We start from the raw sequence: 23724 nt of genomic DNA, 5'->3' as shown, positions 1-23724 counted from the left end.
AATTGAAATTAAGTAGATACATATCAGGAGATCTGTTTCTTTGGTCGCTCATAGTGGCATTACTGGTGTTTTCAATTATTCCGGTCTATAGCGCTAGTGCCAATTTGGCCTATCTAGGAAAGGGAACTGGTGATACCAGTCGTTTCCTTATACGTCATCTTGGACATATTATAATGGGATTAATAGCCATGTGGGCAGTTCATAAAACTCCATACAGATTGTTTAATGGATTAAGTGTATTACTTATATATCCTGCTATAGTTTTATTAGTAATAACTGCATTACAAGGAACAACTATGGGTGGTGCAAATGCTTCTAGATGGATTACAATTCCAGGTATTGGAATGCAGTTGCAAACTAGCACCTTGGTATTTGTTATTCTTATGGTTTATGTTGCAAAGTACCTTTCAAACATAGCTCACAAGACTATTACGTTTAAACAAAGTTTACTGCCATTGTGGTTGCCAGTTGGACTCACTTTACTGTTTGTGTTACCATCTAATTTCTCTACTACCGCACTTATATTTATTATGGTGCTGGCACTATGTTTCATTGGAGGATATCCCTGGAAATACTTACTTGGTATTATAGGTGTGGGAATTGTGGCGCTTTCTCTTTTTATTCTAACCGCCAAAGCTTTTCCAGATCTTTTTCCAAACCGTGTAGACACTTGGATCTCGCGTATCGAGAATTTTAGTGGTTCTGGAACGGCTGATACTAATTACCAAACAGAACGTGCACTTGCAGCCATTTCTGAAGGTGGCATACCAGGTGTTGGCCCAGGGAAAAGTATGTTGAGACCTTTTTTACCTCAATCAAGTAGTGATTTTATCTATGCAATTATTATTGAGGAATTCGGTTTTATTGGTGCTTTTGGTATTGTGATTATGTATTTGTTAATTCTATTTAGGCTGGTTGTAATCACTAAAAAGGCAAAGGATATATTTGGTCGATTAGTGGTGATAGGTGTTGGCTTTCCAATAATTTTTCAAGCCTGTATTAATATGGCTGTTGCCGTTAATTTAATGCCTGTAACAGGTCAAACTCTTCCCTTTATAAGTAGTGGTGGAACGTCAATATTAATGAGTTGCCTAGCTATGGGAATAGTATTAAGTGTGAGTGCAAGTAAAGACGTAAAAGAACCTCTTGAAGAAACCAAAGAGGAAGATATGAACCCTTTAGATGTATTAAGTGAAACCATATAGAATTATCATATCAGGCGGTGGTACCGGTGGTCATATTTATCCAGCTATATCTATTGCAAATGAATGCAAGAGAAGATGGCCAGATTGTGAAATACTTTTCGTAGGAGCACGTGATCGCATGGAGATGGAAAAAGTTCCAGCAGCCGGGTTTCCTATAAAAGGATTGTGGATAAGTGGATTGCAGCGCAGTCTAAGCCTTAAAAACATTGCATTCCCTTTTAAGGTTGTAAAAAGCTTAATAGATGCTGGTCGCATCATAAATAATTTTAAACCAGATATCGCAATAGGTACTGGTGGTTATGCCAGCGGTCCCTTGTTGTTTAAGGCAAATCAAAAAGGGATTCCTACTCTAATTCAAGAACAAAATTCTTTTCCAGGAATAACCAATAAACTACTATCAAAAAAAGTCAAACGCATTTGTGTAGCGAGTAAAGGTCTAGAACGTTTTTTTCCCAAAGATAAAATGGTTATGACTGGCAACCCAGTTAGACAAGATTTATTGGATATTACCAGTAAAAAACAACAAGCTATAGAGTTTTTTGGTTTAGATGAAAACAAAAAAACCTTATTAGTTTTAGGCGGTAGTCTTGGTGCTAGGCGTATAAATCAACTTATAGATGAAAACAGCGTACAATTGCTCAAGGATGTCCAAATCATCTGGCAATGCGGTAAGTTTTATTATGAAACCTACAAGGCTAAAGAGCAAAAACAACTGCAAGTAAAAGCATTCTTGGAAAGAATGGATCTTGCATATGCTGCGGCAGATTTTATTATTTCACGATCTGGAGCAGGCACCATATCAGAACTTTGTATAGTAGGTAAACCGGTCATTTTTATTCCTTCTCCGCACGTTGCTGAGGATCATCAAACGAAAAATGCACAAGCCATTGTTCAAGAAAATGCTGCTGTGATGATTAAAGAATCTGATCTGGAGCAAAATTTCATGACCCTTTGGAAAGGGCTTATCCAGGATTCTCAAAAACAAGAAACATTAAGTAAAAATATTAAGAAGCTAGCCTTGCCTCAAGCTACTAGTCATATTGTAAATGAAATCGAACAGTTGTTGAATGAGTAATCTAGATCACATATCACATTGTTATTTCATCGGTATTGGTGGTATAGGGATGAGTGCACTAGCGCGCTACCTTAAACAAGCAGGTAAAAATGTTGCTGGTTACGATAAAACACCATCAGCGCTTACAGAGCAATTAGTCAGTGAAGGGATTAACATCCATTATCAAGATGACTATGATAGCATCCCAGCACAGTATAAGGATGTTAATAATGCGCAAGTGATTTATACACCTGCGATACCAGTAGATTTTGGAGAATTAGTTCGCTTTCGCGAAAGCGGAATAACCATACTTAAACGAGCACAACTACTAGGGCAAATATCAAAAACCATGACATGTCTAGCAGTAGCAGGGACTCATGGAAAAACTACAACAAGCGCAATTCTTACACACCTGCTTTATGAGAGTAAAGTTCCTATGACTGCTTTTTGTGGTGGCATAATTGAAAAGTATAATACTAATTATATCCATACAGGAAATGAGGTTATGGTCGTAGAGGCTGATGAATTTGACCGAAGCTTTATGAACTTACAGCCTGAAATTGCTGGTGTTACAGCTATGGATGCAGATCATCTTGACATATATGGAGATGTTGAGGAGTTTGAAAAAACCTTTGAAGACTTTGCGGCATTAGTTCCACAAGGAAATTTATTGACTACTGAAGTGGTTTCGTTACCAGGTAAAAAAGTGGGATTCAACAATGGAGATTATCAAATCTTGAATTATAGAATTCAAGATGAATCTTATTATTTTGATTTCAAAACACCTAATCAACTTTTCAAGAATATAAAATGGAATTTACCTGGTAAGCACAACCTATCAAATGCTGCTCTTGCTATGTCAATGGCGGTAGAGTATGGAGTGCAACCAGAAAAATTAATAAAAGCGCTTGGCACTTTCCCTGGAGTTGACAGGCGCTTTACATACAGATTGAATAGTGATGAGCTCGTGTTGATAGATGATTATGCTCATCATCCTACAGAGATAAATGCTGTTTTTCAAGCGGTAAGTGAATTATATCCGGATGAGGAAAAACTAGTAGTTTTTCAACCGCATTTGTATTCTCGTACCAAAGACTTTATGGATGATTTTGCGCACAGTTTGGCACAGTTTGATCAAGTTTACTTGTTGGATATTTATCCGGCACGAGAACTTCCTTTACCTGGTATAACATCTCAATCTCTTCAAAATAGGATTGAGAATATAACCTCAGGGATAACAAGTATGGTAACAAAGGATCAGTTAGAGAACGAGTTACATAGAAGTAATAAACGAATAATCTGTATGCTAGGAGCAGGAGATATAGGAGTTGAAATCAAAAAAATAGCAGCAAAATGGGTAAAATAAAACCTTACATAAATGCGATCTTATTGATTGTGGCTATTGTGCTGGTTTTCAGTTTATACGCTTTTGGGGCTGTTAGGCATAAAAATAGGGAGATAAAGGATGTAACCATCACATTTACAGATTATAGCAGTCCTTTAATTTCTGAAGAAAACGTTAATAAATTGTTGATACAAAATCAGGACAGTATAGATTATCTCACGATAGAAAAACTAGCTTTACAAGAGAGTGAAAAGCGTCTTGATAAAAACTCAATGATTAGAAAGGCTGAGGTTTCCATGTCAATTGATGGTGAAATAAACGCAGTAATTGAACAACGAGTGCCTATAGCGCGCATCATTGGAAAGAAGTCTGGATATCTAGACGAGGATAATAAATGGATGCCATTGTCTGATGAATATGCAGTACGTGTGCCTGTAATTTTTGGATATGAAAGTGAGTTTCAAAACGATGTTTTTGAATTAGTTTCCTTTATAAGAAAAGATAAGTGGTTACAAAAGGTTATTGCAGCAATTGAACTAGATAAAGGAAATGTAAAGTTGAAACCTAGGGCAATGAATCATAAAATAAACCTGGGTAAAATTGATAAACTAGAGCATAAGTTCATTAATTATAAAGCCTTTATAGCCAAGGCTGAAAAAGATAAAACGCTAGAAAGTATAGATACTGTTGACCTAAGATTTAATAATCAGGTGGTTGTTATAAAATAAAAAAGGGGAAGAAATGGAAGCACAAGAATATGCAGTAGGACTAGACATCGGTACCACAAAAATTGTGGCAATGATTGGTCGTAAAAATGAATATGGTAAGCTCGAGATTCTAGGTGTAGGAAAATCAAAAAGTTTAGGTGTACATCGTGGTGTTGTAAACAACATTACTCAAACAATTACATCTATACAGCAAGCAGTTCAACAAGCTGAAACGGTAAGCGGTATTAAAATTGAAAATGTAACAGTAGGAATAGCAGGTCAACATATACGCAGTTTACAGCACAGCGATTATATAACTCGACAGGATAGTGAATCTGTAATAAATGAAACTGATATTGCAAACCTTTGCAATCAAGTACACAAACTGGTGATGCTGCCTGGAGAAGAAATTATACATGTTCTACCACAGGAATATAAAATAGATGGTCAAAGCGATGTACAAGAACCATGTGGTATGTACGGTGGTAGATTAGAAGCTAATTTTCATGTAGTAGTAGGGCAAATAGCCTCAATAAGAAATATTGGTAGATGTATAAAAAGCGCCGGACTGGAACTTAAAAATCTCACTCTAGAACCACTCGCTAGTGCTGATGCTGTTCTGGGAAGTGATGAAAAGGAAGCTGGAGTAGCTTTAATTGATATAGGTGGTGGAACTACTGATTTGGCCATCTTTAAAGATGGAATCATTCGTCATACAGCAGTAATACCACAAGGAGGAAATATCATTACTGAAGACATAAAAGCTGGTTGCTCGATTATAGAAAAGCAGGCAGAATTACTTAAAACAAAATTTGGTAGCGCCTGGCCAGGAGAAAATAAAGACAATGAGATTGTTTCTATTCCTGGATTAAGAGGTAGAGAACCCAAAGAGATTACGCTTAAAAACCTAAGTAAAATAATTCACTCGCGAGTGGTAGAGATATTAGAATCCGTTTTTATGGAAATCAAAAACTACGGTTTTGACCAACCTAAAAAACAACTTATCGCAGGAATAGTACTTACAGGTGGTGGTAGTCAATTAAAGCATATAAAACAACTTACCGAGTATGTTACAGGAATGCCTACTCGTATAGGCTACCCTAATGAACATCTGGCAGGTGATAGCGATAAGGAAAACACAAGTCCGATTTTTGCCACAGCTGTTGGTCTGGTAATGAAAGGCCTTCAAGAGCTTGAGGTTATTGAAGAAGAGGAAGAGATAATAGAAGAAGTAGCACCAATAGTACAACAGGTACAACCTGAATCTATTACAGAGGTTGAGGAAGAAGAAGTGCCACAACCTAAAGAAAAATCACAGAAAAAACCATCTAACAACTTCTTTTCAAACTGGGTAAAATCAGTAAAAGAGTTTATAGATAACGCAGAATAAAAGAGAAAGAACAAAATTTAAAGTAGCATAAATGAGTATGGAAGTAGGAAGCGATTTATCCTTTGACTTACCTAAGAACAAATCAAATGTGATTAAGGTAATAGGAGTAGGCGGCGGTGGAAGCAACGCCATTAAACACATGTTTCAACAAGGAATTAAGGGTGTAGATTTTGTCATTTGTAATACAGATGCTCAAGCGCTCGAGAACAGTCCTATCCCTAATAAAATACAATTAGGAGTATCCTTAACAGAAGGATTGGGTGCTGGTGCAAATCCAGAAATTGGAGAAAGAGCAGCGCAAGAATCTATTTCAGAAATTCAAAGATTGTTAGATACCAATACTAAAATGGTATTCATTACAGCAGGAATGGGTGGAGGAACAGGAACTGGTGCAGCACCTGTGATAGCTCAGGTAGCAAAGGAAATGGATATTCTTACTGTAGGTATCGTAACAACACCTTTCCAGTTTGAGGGAAGAATAAGAAACGAACAAGCCCAAAAAGGAATAGATAAACTTAGAAAGTCAGTTGATTCCCTGATTATTATAAACAATAACAAGCTACGAGATGTTTATGGTAATTTAGGATTTAAAGCCGGTTTTTCTAAGGCAGATGAAGTACTTGCTACTGCTTCAAGAGGTATTGCCGAGGTAATTACAAAGCACTATATCCAGAACATTGACTTGCGCGATGCAAAAACGGTTCTAGTAAACTCTGGTACAGCAATAATGGGTAGTGCTCATGCTACCGGATCAAATCGTGCCCAAGAAGGAATAATTAAAGCATTGGACTCACCATTGCTTAATGATAATAAAATTACTGGTGCAAAACACGTGTTGCTACTTATCGTGTCTGGATCAGAAGAGATTACCCTTGATGAAATAAGTGAGATTAACGAGCACATACAGTCTGAAGCTGGTGGAAGCGCAAACATCATCATGGGTGTAGGTGAGGACGAAGAATTAGGAGATTCAATCGCAGTAACGGTTATCGCAACTGGCTTTAATGCTGAACAGCAAAACGAAATATCTAATACAGAAGCAAAACGCATCATTCACACTTTAGAGGAAGAGCAGCGCGCTTCACGTGTTTTAGATGAAGCTACTGATAAAGTGGTGCCAGGAAAACTGATTCTTGATTTAGAAGAAGATGATGAAGATGAAATACAGGCAGTTGATAATAACGCTTTCGCGAAAGCGGAACCAAAAAAAACAGTACAGCCATCACAACCTCAAGAACCTTTAATCATTAAACATGAATTAGGCGATGAGGATCCAGAAGACGCTATGCCAGTTATGCCAAAGTTGTTTGAAGATGAACCTAATCCTATTATCCCAACAACTGAAGTTCTTAAGAATATAGAAGTGGTGTACGAGGAAGTACTAGATGTAAAACCTCAATCACAATTAGATTTTGTTATAGAGGAAACTCCTGTTGTACAACAACCAGAAGTGGAATCAAAAGAAGAAGAACGCGATCAATTCTTTCTAGACTTTGACTTACCATTGTCTCAACAATTGGGTATGGACGAGGAAAATACGGAAGAAATTAATGCCCTAGAGGTTAATGATCCAGTGCACGTTATTCCAGTGACTGAAGTAAATGAAACGGGTGTTACTAAGTATTCACTAGACGACTACATGGAAAAAGAAGATGAGCTAGTTAATGCACAACCTGTTAAAAAAGTTGAGGAAACAAATACGGTGATAGAACCAGAACTAGAAATAGTTGCTAAAACAGTGCAAGCACCAGCTGAAGATGTAGAGTCAAGTATGGAAATTGACGAAGAAATTGATCCTACTGAATTACCAATAAATGAAATGTTGTTGCGTAATGCCGAAAAACGCAAACGCACCATGCATCACTTAAATTTTAAATTTAAGAGTTCGCACAGATTGGAAGAACTGGAAAAGCAACCAGCTTTTAAACGTCAAGGTGTAGAGTTAGAAGCTCCAAAAACTGATGACGGACGATCAAGAACAACCTTGAATATTGATGAAAATGATGAGTTACAGTTTAGATCAAGTAACAATTCGTTTTTACACGACGCACCAGATTAAGATTTAGTTTAAAAAGTGTTTTTTACAGCGTTTGATACATCCCCAAGTATTGAGCGCTTTTTTTTGGTATTTATTAAAGGTAGTTCCCTTATCAATTTTATTATTTTTGATGCCTAAATGTAAAGTTATGAGTTTAGAGAAATCTGTAATGACGGCAATGAAAGATGCCATGAAATCAAAAGATCAAACAGCCCTTGCAGCCTTAAGAGCCGTTAAAAGTGAATTGTTACTAGCAAAAACTTCTGGCGGATCTGATACTCTTTCTGAAGAAGAAGAAATTAAGATCGTTCAAAAACTCGTTAAACAACGTAAAGACAGTGCTAGGATATTTGAAGAACAAGATCGTACAGATTTATCAGAACCAGAACTAGCGCAAGCCAAAGTACTAGAGCAATTTTTACCAGAACAACTAAGTGAAGATGAAATTGCAAAAATTGTACAGCAAGTAATTGATGAAACTGGAGCACAAGGAATGAAAGACATGGGTAAAGTAATGGGTAGGTCTAACCAATTACTAGCCGGTAAAGCCGATGGCCGTACGATAAGTACAATCGTAAAAAGCAAACTAAGTTAAAGTGTTTAGCTAGACTTAAAAATGGCCACGTAGCTCAGCTGAATAGAGCACTGGATTTCGGCTCCAGCGGTCGTAGGTTTGAATCCTACCGTGGTCACGAATAAACCGAAAAAGATGAAAAGAAGTTGAGATTACTCAAAATTCCTTTTCATCTTTTTCTATTTTCAAAGTAGGGTTTTGTTAGGATGAGCAGCAATCCTATTCAAAAGGTATATATAGGTACTACGTGTTGATTTAAAAGTTTGGATTTTCTCTTGTCAAGCTTACAATATTCCAACAACCGCCTCTAATAGGTGTGTTTTTTATGGAGTAACCTCGAGTAATTCAAGGTTTAAATAAAAGATAATGCGGTAATCATTATAAGTGACTTATTTACAGTATAGTATTGTTTTGGTGTTAGTAATCCTACCGTGGTCAGGCTAAAGAAGACTATAACAAGATCCTAACAAGGATTATTATTTATTACTAATTCTTCAATTTGTAAGAATAGCTTTCTTGTTTAAACTCACTTAAATGAAGTTTATATATTAAAATTGTAACAAGTGTTACATAAGCAAGAGTGACCACATCTTATATTTGTTTAAAATCTAATCCAATTGAAAAAATCTGCCATATACAGTCTGTTATTCTTAAAATGTCCACGTTGTAGGCAAGGTGAATTTTTAGAGTCAAATCCCTATAAAATTTCAAATTATAATAAGGTACGAGAACATTGTCCAAAATGTAATCTTAAATATTCTATAGAACCTAGTTTTTATTACGGTTCCATGTATGTTTCCTATGCAGTTGGAGTTGCGATAGCAGTGGCTATTTACGTTTTATTGTGGTTAGCTGGTTATGGATCTAGTCCATTAATTGCCTTTATAGCAATACTTGTAGGGCTAGTTCTTTTTTTCCCATATATAGGAGCTGTTTCAAAATCTATCTGGGCTCATTTCTTCTTTAAGTATGATCGACAGATTGCCAAACAGGTAAAAAATGATTCAAGAACTTAATAAACATTATGGTTCTCAGTTTGAACTTGCTTTAATTGAAGAGATTAATCAAGTAGCTACCTTTATGGAGGTTGATGCAGGTGAGGACCTCATTAAACCTGGGCAGTACATCAAGTCCATGCCATTATTACTAGATGGTAGTATAAAAATATTAAGACCAGATGAAGAAGGTGATGAACTATTGCTTTATCACCTTGAGCGTGGTGACACTTGTGCAATGACAATGACTTGTTGTTTAGGAACCACCAAAAGTGAAATACATGCAGTTACCGAGACTTCTGTAAAACTACTTATGATTCCAGTAGGTAAAATGGAAGAATGGTCTCGCAAATATAGAACCTGGCGCAACTTTGTTATGAATAGTTACCATGAAAGGTTAATGGAGATGCTAGAAAGTATCGATAACATTGCCTTTAACAATATGGATGAGCGATTAGAAAACTATTTACTAGACAAGGTTAAAATACTCAATAGTAAACATATCCATATTACTCACAAAGAAATCGCGGCCGATTTACATACCAGTCGTGTTGTTATCTCTAGATTACTTAAAAAAATGGAGAATAATTCACAGATAAAACTTCATCGCAGCTTTATTGAAATGCTGTGAAAAAGAGAACTAAAATTCATTTAATTCTCACTCCTGTAACAAGGGTTACATAAATACCTAATTACCCATTTTACTTTTGATTTCAAAATCAATACACTATGGAGTTAATGGATGTTTTAGGCTATGTAGGCGCTTTATTAATTGGTCTAGTTTTAGGACTTATTGGTGGTGGTGGCTCCATTCTTACCGTTCCCATTTTAGTATATGCATTATCCCTTAATCCTGTAGTTGCAACGGCCTATTCATTATTTGTCGTAGGTACTACTGCCTTTGTAGGCGCTGTAAGAAACATTTTTAAAGGAATGGTAGATTTTAAAACAGCGATAATATTTGCCATACCTGCATTTATAGCGGTCTACCTTACACGAGCTTATTTAATACCAGCTATTCCCGTACAGTTATTTAGTGTGGGAACATTTATCGTTTCTAAAAATCTTGCGATAATGCTGTTTTTTGCCATAATAATGCTGGTCGCTTCAATTTCAATGATACGTAACAAGCGCAATGAACACCACGACGATAAAGAGGTTTCTTATAACTATCCCTTAATTGTGTTAGAAGGATCTGTCGTTGGAGTACTTACAGGAGTTGTAGGCGCTGGTGGTGGCTTTCTAATTATTCCAGCTTTGGTATTACTGGCCAGATTGCCTATGAAAAAAGCGGTAGCTACCTCATTATTAATTATTGCTATAAAGTCTCTGATTGGTTTTATAGGAGATGTTCAAAACCTAGACATCGATTGGTTATTCTTACTCAGCTTTACTTCAGTTTCCGTAGTAGGAATATTTATTGGGATCTGGCTCAATAAATTCATTGATGGCAAACGATTAAAAACAGCTTTTGGGTGGTTTGTTCTAATCATGGGAATATATATTATTTATAAAGAGGTGTCTATGTAATAAATGTTACCGTTAATGATGAGATGCTTATTTAATTTTAAATCAAATAAGAAATAATTCCGCTTTCGCGAAAGCGTGCTCTTTCAACAAACTGGAATTAGTGAATGATAATTTAAGCAAAGAAAAGATTATGAAAATAGAACAGATTTATACCGGATGTCTAGCGCAAGGAGCCTATTATATTGAAAGTAATGGTGAGGTAGCTATTATTGATCCATTACGAGAGGTTCAACCCTATATAGATCGTGCAAAAAAGGATGGAGCAACAATAAAATATATTTTTGAAACCCATTTCCATGCCGATTTTGTGAGTGGTCATGTTACACTTTCTCAAAAAACAGGTGCTCCTATCGTTTATGGCCCAAATGCCAATCCAGATTTTGAAGCGATTATCGCCCAAGACAATCAGGAGTTTTCTTTAGGAGAAATAACTTTTGTCGTGTTGCATACTCCAGGACACACTATGGAAAGCACGACTTTTCTTCTAAGAGATAAAAATGGAAAAGATCATGCGATTTTTACCGGTGACACCTTATTTCTAGGCGATGTCGGAAGACCAGATCTAGCACAAAAGGCAGCAAATATGACACAAGAGGAACTTGCTGGAACCTTATATGAAAGTTTGCGTAACAAGATTATGCCACTAGCCGATGATGTCATAGTTTACCCTGCTCATGGTGCAGGAAGTGCTTGTGGTAAAAATATGATGAAGGAAACGGTAGACTCACTAGGTAATCAAAAAGCAGTTAATTATGCTTTGAGATCAGATATGACCAAAGAGGAATTTATTAAAGAGGTGACTGATGGATTGTTACCACCACCAGCTTATTTTCCTCTTAATGTAAAAATGAATAAAGAAGGTTATAAAAATATAGAAGAAGTAATAGCTCAAGGTGAAACTGCGCTCACTCCAGATGAATTTGAAGCTGCTGCAAATGAAACAGGTGCTTTAATGCTCGATGTTCGACATCAAAGTGAATTTGCTGTTGGGCACATTCCAGGATCAATATTCATAGGGCTTGATGGTAGTTTTGCTCCATGGGTAGGAGACCTTGTTAAAGATGTGCATCAACCTATACTTTTAATCGCCGATGAAGAACGAATTGAAGAAGCAATCACAAGATTATCTCGAGTAGGTTTTGATAACACAATTGGATATTTAAAAGGAAGTTTTGCTGCGTGGAAAAAGGCTAGCAAAGAATACGATACAGTAAGTTCCATTCCTGCATCTCAATTTAAAGCTAAGCTTGAAAATGATAAACCTGAAATTTTTGATGTTAGAAAACCCGGTGAATATCAAAGTGAACATGTAATTGATGCACAACACACACCTTTAAGTGAATTAAATAATTATTTATCAGTATTTCCTGATGATAAAACATTTTATATCCATTGTGCAGGTGGATACCGCAGCATGATAGCTGCATCCATTTTAAAGAGTAGAGGAATTCATAATCTAATCGATATTCAAGGTGGCTATAAAGCTATTAAAGAAGCAGGAGTATCGACAACTAATTATGTGTGTCCATCTACTTTGAAATAGTTTATAATTTAGGTTGGTTAAGTTGAAAAAGCGTCTGGAAACAGACGCTTTTTCTATTTAGAAATAAAGTCGCTTTGTTTAGCAAAAAAGACTTCACACCATATAGGTATTCTTTAGATTTGTAAATTATCGATTCTATATTTTGAAGATATACAACTTAATTTATTTTATTATAGCCTTGTCCAGTAATCTAATCTTTGGACAACAGGAAGTATATCATCACTTCTCTAGAAATGATCAATTACCCGATGCTACTTTTTACGATATCATTGAAGATAATTATTTTAATATATGGCTAGCTGCAGACAGTGGCTTGTATAAATATAACGGCAAACAGTTTATTCTATATACGCATCCAGACCAACATGGTGATGCAGTGTTTAATCTAACCTTGGATCACAAGGGGCGTTTGTGGTTCAACAATATATACGGTCAATTTTTCTATGTTGAAAATGAACAAATGACGCTTTTTTATGATGCACATGATTTAGTAAAAGGACAACTAGTTCCTTTTACTATCAATGATGATAGTGTGATGCTGTATACCTGGTACAGCGGTACTTATAGCGTTTCTCTAACAGATAAAACGGTTGTAAAGAAAAAGCAAGACTTAGTTTTGAGTATGCGTCGTAATGGTCAAGATATTTGGCATCTTGACATACCTAATGATAAATCAGGTGCAAACAGACATAAGATTGTAAAAGATGTTAAGGACAAATCAACGGTAATTACTCAATTTTATGAAAATGGTATTGTAGCGCCTCAGCTTTTTATAGTTGATGATCGAGTTTTATTGTTGTATAAATTAGGTGGTATAAATAAGCTGTTTGCTATTTATGACAACGGTTCTATGAAGGCTGTCTCACTACCTAAAAACCTTGAGCAAATTTCTATTTACAACATCGTGTCACAAGAAGATCAACAGTGGTTGTGTACAAGCGATGGCGCATGGTTATTCGAATTGAATGATACAAAGCTAGAAATACAAAAACATACTTTGGAATCACAATCGGTAACAAATGTTATTAATGATTTCAATAGTAATATTTGGGCTACCACATTGGACAATGGAATCTTTGTTATTCCTAATAAAGATATTAAAAGGCTCTACTTGCCTGGCGAAAAACAAAAAATAAATGCTGCTTGTCAATTGGATGATGGCCGGTTTATAATAGGGACTAATGATGGTGTCTTGTATATATATAATTCCGATTTACAGATTTCTAGAACTATAAAACTTAATAATCGAGGAGCTGTCAATTATTTATATTTTGATAGTCAAACCTCAAGTTTGCTTGTGAGTACTACCAATAATAGTTCCTACAAATTGGATGTAAGGACTTTCCAATTAATCAGGTATGATAACATCTTGAATTCAGCAAAAAGTATACTGCGAGTCAATGATTCTCAAATATTCTATGGTAGTTTTAAGGAAGCCTTGCTATACGATAATTCACTTGAAAAATCTCAGGCAGTACTTATTAGAAAACAACGAGTTAAGGGTGCAATACTATTATCAGGCGATCGACTACTTATTTCCTTTGTTGATGGTGTTTATGTTTATCATGTGCGTCAAAAAGTATTAAAAGAAATAAAACATGAAGGAGAATCAGTTTTTGCCACCTCAATAGGAATACATGAGAATGATATATGGTTAGGGACAAAGGGAGCGTCGTTTTTATTGTTAAATAGAGAGGATGATAAATTACGCTTTCGCGAAAGCATAACTATTTCAGACTTCAATACTTTAAAAGAAAATTCTTCAAGTTTTGTAAAATTGCAATCAGACGAGAATGATCTATGGATGCTCAATAGTGGAGTTCTTACTTTATATGAGCCTATAAAACGGACCACCCAACAAGTAAATGGTCAGTTGGGTATCAATGATTTAATAACGGATTTTATAATAGGTGATGAGGTTCTGACTGCTTTTTCTAGTAGATCTATTTATCAAATTCCTAAGGATGTTTTAAAAAGTAATTTTAAAACAGCACCTATTACTATCACTGAAGTTACCGTTAACGAAACTCCTAGAAGCTTAACAGCATTATCAAAACTAGATCATGATGAGAACAATATAAATTTCACATTCAATTCCAACGGCTTTAAGGCTAGTGAATATGTTGAATACCAATATCAAATAAACAATGAAGAAGGCTCATGGCGTCGTGTGCCTTATGGAACAACTCAATTACAATTTGCTAGTTTATCACCGGGAGATTACTCCTTTAAATTGCGAGGAAAAAATAATCGATCGACAGGGTATAAGTACTTAAAACCAGTGAGATTCACTATCCTTCCACCTTTCTGGCAATCGTATTGGTTTTATGCCCTTATTGTCTTATTAATCATAGTGCTTACTTATTTGATTTTTAAACGTCAACAAGAAAAAAAGAATAAAAAACGAATTCAGGAAATGGATAAGCTGCTTATGGAGAAAAAAATAGCAAGCCTTAAATTAGAGAATATACGTTCTCAAATGAATCCACATTTTGTTTTTAATTCGCTCAATAGCATTCAAGATTTTATAGTCTCTAATGAACGGGAACTAGCCAGTGATTATCTTGTTAAATTTAGTAGGCTTATAAGAAAGTACCTAGATTATAGTCAGCAAGACGAAATTACTTTGGGACAGGAGATAGCTGCGCTCAAACTCTATTTAGAATTAGAGAAAATGCGATTTGACGATGAGCTTGATTATTCTATTAAAATAGATGATACTTTAAATATTGAGCATTTAATGATACCATCATTACTGGTTCAACCTTATGTAGAAAACGCTTTGAAGCATGGTCTTATGCATAAACCTAATAATCGTATGTTAATGATCGACTGCGGCGTTATAAAAAATAAGAAAATCTTAAGCATCAAAATTGAAGACAATGGTATAGGAAGGCAACAGTCTGCATTGCTTAATAGGAATAGGGGTAGATTACATACATCGTTTTCTACCGCTGTAAATAACGAAAGAGCCTCACTTTACAAGGAGCAATTTAATAAACCGGTAGATATTGTAATTGAGGATTTAGTAAATGACGGACAAGCTTCAGGTACTAGAGTGACCATTACTTTACCTTTAAATTAGATTATATGCAAGCTATAATAATTGACGACGAAAAACGTGCTAGGCATTTATTGACTACTTTAATACGAGATCATATCAATGAGCTCCATGTCGTTGCCGAGGCCTCAAACCTTAAAGATGGAGTGACAGCTATAAAAGAATTGAAGCCGAATATTGTTTTTCTAGATATAGAAATGCCAGGCGAGACGGGTCTGGAAATCATGAATTATTTCAAAGACGATGAGATAGCCTTTCAAATCATTTTTGTTACTGCTTATAACCAGTATGCCGTTGATGCCTTTCGTATGAATGCGATAGATTATCTATTAAAACCTATAGATATTGATGAATTAAAGTCCGCTTTCGCGAAAGCGAAACAACAACAATCCTCACAACAAATAAGTGAGCAAATAGAACGTTTAAGACAGTCTGTTCAACAGTTGTCAATGGATAAAATAGTAATGGAAATCCCACGAGGATATCTTTTTACCTCTCATAACGATATCATCTATTTAGAGGCAGATGGCATGTATACTAATGTGTATATGATTAATGGTAAACGTAATGTTATTTGTAAGCCATTAAAGCATTTTGTTGAACAATTAGAAGGCAATAAATTGTTTTTTAAATGTCATAGGTCCTATATGATAAATTTAAAGCACATCAGTGAACTTGTCAAGCATGATGGGGATTACATAGTCATGGATGATAAAAAACAAATACCTATTTCTCGTTCAAAAAGAGACCAGTTTTTAACAGCGATACAAGAAACCTTTTTGTAAGAACCGTTTAGAAAAAAACTAAACGGTTACAGAAAAGTAGAGATGAACTAGCTGTTTTTACCTTGTTCATTTGCAGTATTAATAAATCAATCCTGCAAAATGAAAAAACAATTACTCATTTTATTATTAAGTGCTTTTGCTTTCTCAAATTTTATAAAGGCACAAAACGTTTCTATTCCTGATCCATCTTTTAAAAGCTATTTAGTTAACAATACTACTATTAATACGAATAGCGATTCTGAAATATCTGTGGCAGAAGCAGCAGCTTACACAGGCGGTATTTTTGTTCAAAATCAAAGCATAAGTGATTTAACAGGTATTGAAGCATTCACAAACATTACAAGATTAGATTGTTATAACAATTCTATTTCTACACTTGACCTGTCAAATAATACCTCGATTACACACTTACAATGCGAGAATAATAATCTTACCACTTTAATTGTTCCAGCAACAGTAAGACATCTTCAAGCCGAGAACAATGATATCCTAGAATTAGATGTGTCAAATACGACCAATTTAAATTTACTACATGTATATGATAATAATTTATCAGTACTAAATGTTGCTAATAACAATAATGCAGTTCTTTCTCAATTTGAGTGTGATGGAAATCCAAACTTAAGATGTATTCAATTACAACAAAACTTTTCACCATCAACCGGTCAATTAACTTTATGGCAAAAAGATGCTACTGCAACTTATACTGATGAAGACTGCACCGAGGCGATTTGGTATGTTGATGAGTTAGCAACGGGAAGTCAAAACGGTGATTCATGGGCAACTGCTACTACACTAGAAGATGCCATTACATTTGCAGACTGGGGCGACAAGATTTTTGTAAAAAAAGGAACTTACATTGTTCCTGGTACGACGACTGCTTTACTTATAAATACAAACGAATTAAAAATCTATGGAGGTTTTGATGGAACTGAAGCTAATGAGACTCAAAGAGATCTGTCACTTATCAAAACCACTAATGCTACTGTTATTTCAGGTGACTTATTAGAAAATGATATACCAGGTGACCTGGTTACTAACCGATCCGAAAATGCTGATGTACTTATTGATCTAGCTGCAAACGACGTGGTGATCGATGGTTTTATTTTAAGTGGTGGTGATTCCACAGGAGGCAATCCAGTCATTAAACCTTTAAATCACTTGAGGAACTTTACATTAAGAAACTCGATGATTAAAGACAACCTGTCTTCAGGATTACTTTTAGATTGGAGGTTGTTTTCAGGGGAACTACTTTTAGAAAACCTACACGTTGTAAATAATGAATCTACAAACAATGGTTTATGGCTTATACAGCACAATGACACGAACCTAGATGAGTTAAATAACAAAATGATTAATCTTGTCTTTGCAGATAATGAGTATAATGCAGATTTTAGTGGTATCTGGTTAAGAAGAGGTACAAGTGCAAATGGTACACGTCTCTTTGAAACTGAAATAATCAACTGTAGTTTTATCAATAACACAAATAATCATTCTACAGCCATGCAAGATGGTGGACATACGATAACTATAAGTGGTCGTGTAGAAAATCAAGTGAGAATTGCAAATACTTTCTTTTATCAAAACAGAATAGGAAGTAACAATAATTTTTCAGTCATCGACATTAAAAATGTGAAACAAAATGAAGGTACGACTCACACTACAGATATCATTAATTCGGCACTTAATACAGATGCGTCTATCCGTAATGTAAATTACACAGGTGTAAATGTAACTAATGTTGATTCTAGCACAATAGATATGTTTCTAGATGCAAATTATCGACCTACTGCACAATCTACATTGTTAGTTGATCTTGGAGATAATATCGAATATAATAACGCAACTTCCTCTTCAATAGGAGCATATGGGTTATCTCGTCTAGTAGGAGGAACAATTGATATAGGAGCCCTAGAATTTGATGCTACTTTAAGTACACAAGATATAGATAAGGTAGTTGACTTCGTTATTTTCCCTAATCCAGCCATCGATTATGTTACTTTATCTTGTAATAATACTATCGAGGATATCAAAATATACGATGTTACAGGAAAACAAGTTAAAACAGTGATTAGCAATCAACCGAATACTATTGATGTTAGCTTTCTGCCACAAGGCTTATATGTGGTTAAATGTAAGGTAGGTGATACCCACGTAACTAAGAAATTAATAGTGAAATAATTTTTGATTGAAATTGAAAAAAGCGCCTTTTCTATAGGTGCTTTTTTTATTTCTTACATTTAAATATCATTCAGATAATAGTTGATAGGCTCCTGTTGATTTTATATACAAAATGACGGGTTCACTAGATTTATTAATAATTATGTGTGAGGCATTATCTGTTGAACCAAAGTAACTACCAGGATCCAGTTCTTTTGATTTGCTAGCTTTATACGTTAAATTTCCACCTATCACGATAGCTTTAAACTCTTTGCCACTAGCCTCAAAGGTTCCAGAAAAACCGCTAGGAAGCTTTATCAAAGCACCGCAAGAATCGTTACTATTAGGTTGTCCCCATAGAAAGGCTATTTCTGGTTTATTCCTTGATTTATCGTTCGTATTCAGATTGGTCCATTGAAGATCAGAAGCTCCTATCCATACTAGGTTCGATTTATGAATGTTTATAGGTTTTTCTTCATTTTCAAAGGCTTGATCTTCTGGCTTAACTAAGTATGGTCCACTATCAATTTCTACATAAGCCATGTTTTCACTAGCGTTTGCTGCTGTAATGTGACCTTCGCCAGCTGGTTGTGTCCAAAAGGATCCTTGTGGCATCCACATGCTTTTGGCATTAGGGTCATCATTATGTAAGGAACCTTTGATCACAATTCCTCGATAGGTTATATTGTGAATGTGAGGTGGTGATGAAAACCCTTCTTTAAATTTAACCAGGAATCCAGAGGCTTGATTTTCCTTGCGATTTCCCCATAAATCACCAGCCTGTGGACTAGCATCACCTCGAGCAGCATTTAAAGGACTCCAGTTTACCTGCGAACTCAAAACAACTTCAGTATTTTGATTATTAGTAGTGCTCGTCACTTTTTCTTCTTTATTTTGAGTATTGCATCCCGTAAGAATCAGGACACAAGCTGCGAATATCATTGTTCTTTTTATCATAACTTATTTTTTAAAAGTTTTTGGGTAAGATTGTGAAGTTGATTTAATTTTTCGTGGTTATAAGCGTCGTCCTTAGCATGAGAAAAATCACCTTTATCGTTATCAAAATAGGACCCTGATGATTCATTGAAACGTTCTGATGTTGCAAGCTGAGTTAATATGTCAGCTCCTTTACTGGCATCGGACCAGTGATTACCAAAAGCTTCTTTAACCATCTTAGTATTTAATAAGGAACCTGGATTTACAGCGATTACATTAAGTTCAGGTTGTTCTTTGGCAAGCTGGAAACTCCACATCGTAAGAGCTAATTTGCTTTGGGCATAGGCACCGCTTTCCGAAACCGTTTCTTTTCCCAGAAAAAATTCAGGCGAAATACTAGATTGTGCAGCAGAACTTAAGTTTATAACCCTAGCTGAATCGGATTTCTCAAGCAAGGGCAATAGTTTAGTAGTTAATAAATAGGGAGCTAGATAATTAACAGCGATTCTAATATCTATTCCATTTTTAGTAATTGCTACAGGTGAATTGTAAACACCTGCATTATTAATCAAAACATCTAATTTGATTGTTTTTGAAGCTACCTGATTAACAAGGTCGTCAATACTTTGTAATTGTGAAAGATCACAAGTAAAACCATAAATAGTTTTGCTCGTCGTTAATTTTGTAATTTCCTCTACAACTTTACTAACCTTTTCACGATTACGGCCATGAATAAAAATGGTATGTCCGTCCTTAGCCAAATCAATAGCGGCTAATTTTCCTATTCCATCTGTGCTACCGGTAATTAGAATGGTTTTCATAGTGTTTTTAATTAACTATACTTTTTATAGTCACAAAACTAAATATAGTTTTATACCTTTGCAATAACGGTCAATTTAGATAGTAACAAAATGACAAATGAGCAGCCTAAAAAATTAACATTCAATGGAAAGGAATATCCTTGTTGTGCTAGTTTAACAATGGGTGTAATAGGAGGAAAGTGGAAGACGGTCATTCTTTATCATTTAATGGATAATACGTTGAGGTATAGTGAGTTGCGTAAGATGATGCCACAAGTTACTGAGCGTACGTTAAGCCTTCAGCTTAAAGCACTTGAAGAGGATGGAATTGTAAGTCGTAAGGTATTTACCACAAAACCACCTTTAAAAGTAGAATATACTTTAACGGAATTTGGTAAAACTTTAATACCTCTTGTTCAATCAATTGCAGATTGGGGTGACTATGCTGTTGCCCAAAAAAGCTGATTCATAATCTTATCTCGTTATCTCCTGAAATTAGAGTATTAAGAGTTAAGTAAGTTTGAAGTTTTTCGCTTTCGCGAAAGCGAAATTTTAAAATTCCTTGTCAAAAAAATTAAGATAAAAAAACTCGTTATAAACCACTAAAGTTCATAACGAGTTTGATAAGATTCTACTTCCTTACTGTTTTTGTTGAGTAGGGTATATATAAACATCGTTCACATTTACGTGATCTGGTGTAGCAGCAGCATAAGCAACTGCTTGGGCAATATCATTAGCTTGTAATGGTGTCATATCACTCATATTGCCTAATTGTTCCTTAATGTCCTCATCAGTAATAGTATCTTGTAATTCGGTACTTACAAAACCTGGTTCGATGAGAGTTACATTAATCCCATATTCTGGAGCAATTTCTTGTCGTAACCCTTCTGAAAACATAGTAACAGCCGCTTTAGTAGCACAATAAACCGCACCACCTGGGAAGTATTTACGACCTGCGCTGGATGAAACATTAATAATGTGTCCGCTTTTCTGTTCCTGCATGATAGGTAAAGTTGCTGCGACTCCGTTAAGAACTCCCTTAAGATTAACGTCAACCATTTTTTCCCATTCATCAGTCTTTAATTTCTCTACATAGGATAAAGGCATTAATCCTGCATTATTGAACAAAATATCTATCGAATTAAAATGCTCTTGAGTATTCTCAATCACGGTATTCCAATCTTCCATATTAGTGACATCGGCAGTTACTACCAGGGCATTTCCTCCTGATTGAGTGATTTCATCTTTTAATTCCTCTAGTTTTTCAGTACGTCGTGCACATAGTACGACGTTAACTCCTTGTTCTGCTAGTTTTTTTGCGGTTGCTTCACCTATACCACTAGAAGCTCCGGTAATTATTGCTGTTTTTCCTTGTAAATCCATTTTGTTTTTGTTTTTGATTTAAAATTTTAAATGTATGTTTTGATCAGTTATGCAAAAGGTGTATAATCCCTAGGCTCGTGCTGTACTGATATCCATTGAACTCTGGTGAACTCTTCAATGATAAAATCTCCATTAAACCTTCCAATACCAGAACCTTTTTCACCTCCAAAAGGGACATTAGATTCATCATTCACAGTTTGATCATTAATATGAATCATACCAGTAATCACTTTACTGGCAAATTGAAGTCCTTTTTCGACATCCTTTGTATGTACAGCACCACTTAAACCAAAGTCTTGACTATTTGCGATAATTAGTGCTTCATCATTAGACTTAAATCTAATGATAGGAGCTACTGGACCAAATATTTCATTGGCAGCGATAGGCATATCATCTGTTACGTGATCTAGAACAGTTGGATGCATGAGAGCACCATCGCTTTTACCTTCAAGAACAACCTTGGCACCTGCATCAATACTCTTTTGGAGATCTTCATTTATACGTTCCACTTGTTTTGAATCAATCAAAGGACCTATAGTAACTTCCTTATCTTGAGGATTACCAACTTTTAATTTTTTAGTTCCTTCGACAAATTTCTCGACAAACTCGTCGGCTATACTTTCATGGACAACAATCCTGTTGATTGACATACAAATTTGTCCTTGGTGCATGAATTTACCATATAAAGCTGCCTTTACTGCTTGATCTACATCAGCGTCCTCCATAGCAACAAATACATTGTTACCACCTAATTCAAGCGCCATGCGTTTTAATTTTTGCCCGGCTAGTTTTCCTATGTTTCTACCTACTGGAGTAGAACCTGTAAAGGAGATAAGTTTTGGAATCTCGTGTTCTACAAAGTAATCGCCAATATCTGACCCTTTACCTACAACGGCATTACAAACACCTTTAGGTAAACCGGCAATTTCAAATAATTTGGCTATAGCAAGAGCTCCTGTAATGGGAGTTTGTGATGCTGGTTTCAATACTACTGTATTTCCTAACGCTATTGCAGTCACCACGGAACGTATAGATAAGTTGAGTGGAAAGTTCCAAGGACTAATAATTCCCATCACGCCCAGTGGTCTGCGATAAACTCTGTTTTCTTTGTGAGGTACTCTAGAATTAGTGATATATCCATGCATACGGCTAGGAAATGAAGCAGCCTCCTTAATAATCCCTAGGCTTATCTGGATTTCTGCTTCTGCTTTAACTCTTGAACTACCTGCCTCTTTGATTAACCACTCGATAAGTTCTTCCTTATTGTCAACGATAGCATCATGAAAGTTATTTACTATTTCTGCACGTTTTTGAGGCAACTCTTTTCCCCATGACTCCGCAGCTTTCTCTGCCGTTTTATAAGCTTTATCTACATCTTCTTGAGAAGCTCCTTTAATGGAAAGTAGTTTTTCTTGATTAAAAGGATTCTTATCCTCTATATTTGTTTCGCTGCTTCCTTCTGTCCATTGACCATTTATATATTGTTTGTTAACGCCTTCTAATATTGCCATAATCTTTATTTTTTCTTTCGTTTTCTTTTAAAATTACAGGCATTAGTAGCTTACTGCTCCTAAAGAACTCCTAATCTTCAAACTCACAGAATCGCTTTTGTAACATGATCTTTAACATTTAAGGTAGTCGTTAGATACAGCTATCACAGGATGTTAAACCTGTAAGATGTTAAAATCTTGTCGTGTTTAAGACGACAAATGGTCTTAAAAAGCACCATTAAACTTTAACTTATGTCTTTGATTATTAGTTCGTAAGGTTTAAAGGTTTCTTAAGGCAATGAAAATTATCTCTTAAGGTTTGGTGGTTTAAATTCTATTATCGTAATATTGCAATGTAACAATAAGGGAATGGGTTTAGCTAAAACTGAAATATTTACCGATGAGCAAAATGCGATTTCCGCTTTCGCGAAAGCGTTCTCCCATCCAGCTCGTGTAGCTATCCTACAACACTTGTATAAAACTAATACTTGTGTTTGTGGAGATTTAGTTAATGAAATAGGTCTAGCACAGCCTACCATTTCACAACACCTAAAGGAACTTAAGCAATTAGGTTTGATTCAAGGTACGGTTGAAGGTACAAGCGTTTGTTATTGTATAAATGTTGAGAACTGGCAATCCATGAAGAATATCATGTTCCAATTCCTTAATCAAGATGTAGCAGAAAACTCATCTTGTTGTTAAAAAAAATTTATGTCTATTTATCGTAA

At 35.4% G+C, this 23724-nt stretch carries 20 protein-coding genes and 1 tRNA gene; 17 read left to right on the top strand and 4 right to left on the bottom strand.

The genetic code is table 11. The features are described from left to right. Positions 1-2: 2 nt before the first annotated feature. The 15 genes from AAT17_RS04875 (at position 3) to AAT17_RS04805 (ending at position 18408) form a co-directional block, all read left to right on the top strand. On the top strand, positions 3-1205 hold the full coding sequence (locus tag AAT17_RS04875; RefSeq protein WP_060523138.1) for an FtsW/RodA/SpoVE family cell cycle protein: 1203 nt from the start codon (positions 3-5) through the stop codon (positions 1203-1205). Further along, complete coding sequence (gene murG, locus AAT17_RS04870) at positions 1192-2280, top strand: undecaprenyldiphospho-muramoylpentapeptide beta-N-acetylglucosaminyltransferase (protein WP_060523137.1); 1089 nt, start codon at positions 1192-1194, stop codon at positions 2278-2280. The genes AAT17_RS04875 and murG overlap by 14 nt, the downstream gene beginning before the upstream one ends. Then, a complete protein-coding gene (gene murC / locus AAT17_RS04865) occupies positions 2273-3625 on the top strand; it encodes a UDP-N-acetylmuramate--L-alanine ligase (protein ID WP_060523136.1) in 1353 nt (450 codons plus the stop codon). Before murG ends, murC begins: the two co-directional genes overlap by 8 nt. Continuing rightward, positions 3613-4332, top strand: a complete 720-nt coding sequence (locus AAT17_RS04860; protein WP_060523135.1) for a cell division protein FtsQ/DivIB — start codon at positions 3613-3615, stop codon at positions 4330-4332. Before murC ends, AAT17_RS04860 begins: the two co-directional genes overlap by 13 nt. Before the next feature lie 13 nt (positions 4333-4345). Next, a complete protein-coding gene (gene ftsA / locus AAT17_RS04855) occupies positions 4346-5701 on the top strand; it encodes a cell division protein FtsA (protein ID WP_060523134.1) in 1356 nt (451 codons plus the stop codon). Positions 5702-5732: 31 nt separating this feature from the next. Then, entirely contained in the window at positions 5733-7760 is a 2028-nt protein-coding gene (gene ftsZ / locus AAT17_RS04850; protein WP_060523133.1) for a cell division protein FtsZ, read from the top strand. 127 nt (positions 7761-7887) lie between these two features. Then, entirely contained in the window at positions 7888-8334 is a 447-nt protein-coding gene (locus AAT17_RS04845; protein ID WP_060523132.1) for a GatB/YqeY domain-containing protein, read from the top strand. Positions 8335-8357: 23 nt separating this feature from the next. Then, positions 8358-8431 (top strand) — tRNA-Arg (locus AAT17_RS04840). A 499-nt stretch (positions 8432-8930) separates the two neighbouring features. Beyond that, positions 8931-9329 (top strand): DUF983 domain-containing protein, encoded by a 399-nt coding sequence (locus AAT17_RS04835; protein ID WP_253279795.1) that lies wholly within the window; start codon positions 8931-8933, stop codon positions 9327-9329. Then, on the top strand, positions 9313-9939 hold the full coding sequence (locus tag AAT17_RS04830) for a Crp/Fnr family transcriptional regulator (RefSeq protein WP_042279894.1): 627 nt from the start codon (positions 9313-9315) through the stop codon (positions 9937-9939). Before AAT17_RS04835 ends, AAT17_RS04830 begins: the two co-directional genes overlap by 17 nt. 98 nt (positions 9940-10037) lie before the next feature. Then, entirely contained in the window at positions 10038-10838 is an 801-nt protein-coding gene (locus AAT17_RS04825) for a sulfite exporter TauE/SafE family protein (RefSeq protein WP_060523130.1), read from the top strand. 130 nt (positions 10839-10968) lie between these two features. Then, positions 10969-12381, top strand: a complete 1413-nt coding sequence (locus AAT17_RS04820; RefSeq protein WP_060523129.1) for a rhodanese-like domain-containing protein — start codon at positions 10969-10971, stop codon at positions 12379-12381. Positions 12382-12559: 178 nt separating this feature from the next. Beyond that, positions 12560-15466: a histidine kinase gene (locus tag AAT17_RS04815; RefSeq protein WP_060523128.1), complete on the top strand. Its 2907-nt coding sequence runs from the start codon at positions 12560-12562 to the stop codon at positions 15464-15466. Between the two features lie 5 nt (positions 15467-15471). Continuing rightward, the gene (locus AAT17_RS04810) at positions 15472-16227 is read left to right on the top strand and encodes a LytTR family DNA-binding domain-containing protein (RefSeq protein WP_060523127.1); all 756 of its coding nucleotides are present in this window, start codon (positions 15472-15474) and stop codon (positions 16225-16227) included. 99 nt (positions 16228-16326) lie between these two features. After that, complete coding sequence (locus tag AAT17_RS04805; RefSeq protein WP_060523126.1) at positions 16327-18408, top strand: T9SS type A sorting domain-containing protein; 2082 nt, start codon at positions 16327-16329, stop codon at positions 18406-18408. Positions 18409-18474: 66 nt separating this feature from the next. Here AAT17_RS04805 and AAT17_RS04800 read toward each other — a convergent pair whose 3' ends face one another. Further along, the gene (locus AAT17_RS04800; protein WP_082586903.1) at positions 18475-19344 is read right to left on the bottom strand and encodes a DUF4437 domain-containing protein; all 870 of its coding nucleotides are present in this window, start codon (positions 19342-19344) and stop codon (positions 18475-18477) included. Next, a complete protein-coding gene (locus AAT17_RS04795; RefSeq protein ID WP_060523125.1) occupies positions 19341-20144 on the bottom strand; it encodes an SDR family NAD(P)-dependent oxidoreductase in 804 nt (267 codons plus the stop codon). The genes AAT17_RS04800 and AAT17_RS04795 overlap by 4 nt, the downstream gene beginning before the upstream one ends. A 90-nt stretch (positions 20145-20234) precedes the next feature. Here AAT17_RS04795 and AAT17_RS04790 point away from each other — a divergent pair, with 90 nt between their 5' ends. Beyond that, positions 20235-20588, top strand: coding sequence for a helix-turn-helix domain-containing protein (locus tag AAT17_RS04790; protein WP_060523124.1), 354 nt, complete (start codon positions 20235-20237; stop codon positions 20586-20588). Between the two features lie 174 nt (positions 20589-20762). Here AAT17_RS04790 and AAT17_RS04785 read toward each other — a convergent pair whose 3' ends face one another. Both AAT17_RS04785 and AAT17_RS04780 read right to left on the bottom strand, forming a co-directional pair. Beyond that, a complete protein-coding gene (locus tag AAT17_RS04785; protein ID WP_060523123.1) occupies positions 20763-21506 on the bottom strand; it encodes an SDR family oxidoreductase in 744 nt (247 codons plus the stop codon). 47 nt (positions 21507-21553) lie between these two features. Beyond that, entirely contained in the window at positions 21554-23017 is a 1464-nt protein-coding gene (locus AAT17_RS04780) for an aldehyde dehydrogenase family protein (protein ID WP_060523122.1), read from the bottom strand. A 348-nt stretch (positions 23018-23365) separates the two neighbouring features. Here AAT17_RS04780 and AAT17_RS04775 point away from each other — a divergent pair, with 348 nt between their 5' ends. Further along, positions 23366-23698, top strand: a complete 333-nt coding sequence (locus AAT17_RS04775) for a helix-turn-helix transcriptional regulator (RefSeq protein WP_060523121.1) — start codon at positions 23366-23368, stop codon at positions 23696-23698. Positions 23699-23724 lie beyond the last annotated feature (26 nt).

The sequence above is a fragment of the Nonlabens sp. MIC269 genome (genome assembly GCF_001430865.1).
GTDB lineage: Bacteria > Bacteroidota > Bacteroidia > Flavobacteriales > Flavobacteriaceae > Nonlabens > Nonlabens tegetincola.
This window is presented reverse-complemented; position numbering and strand designations above follow the sequence as displayed.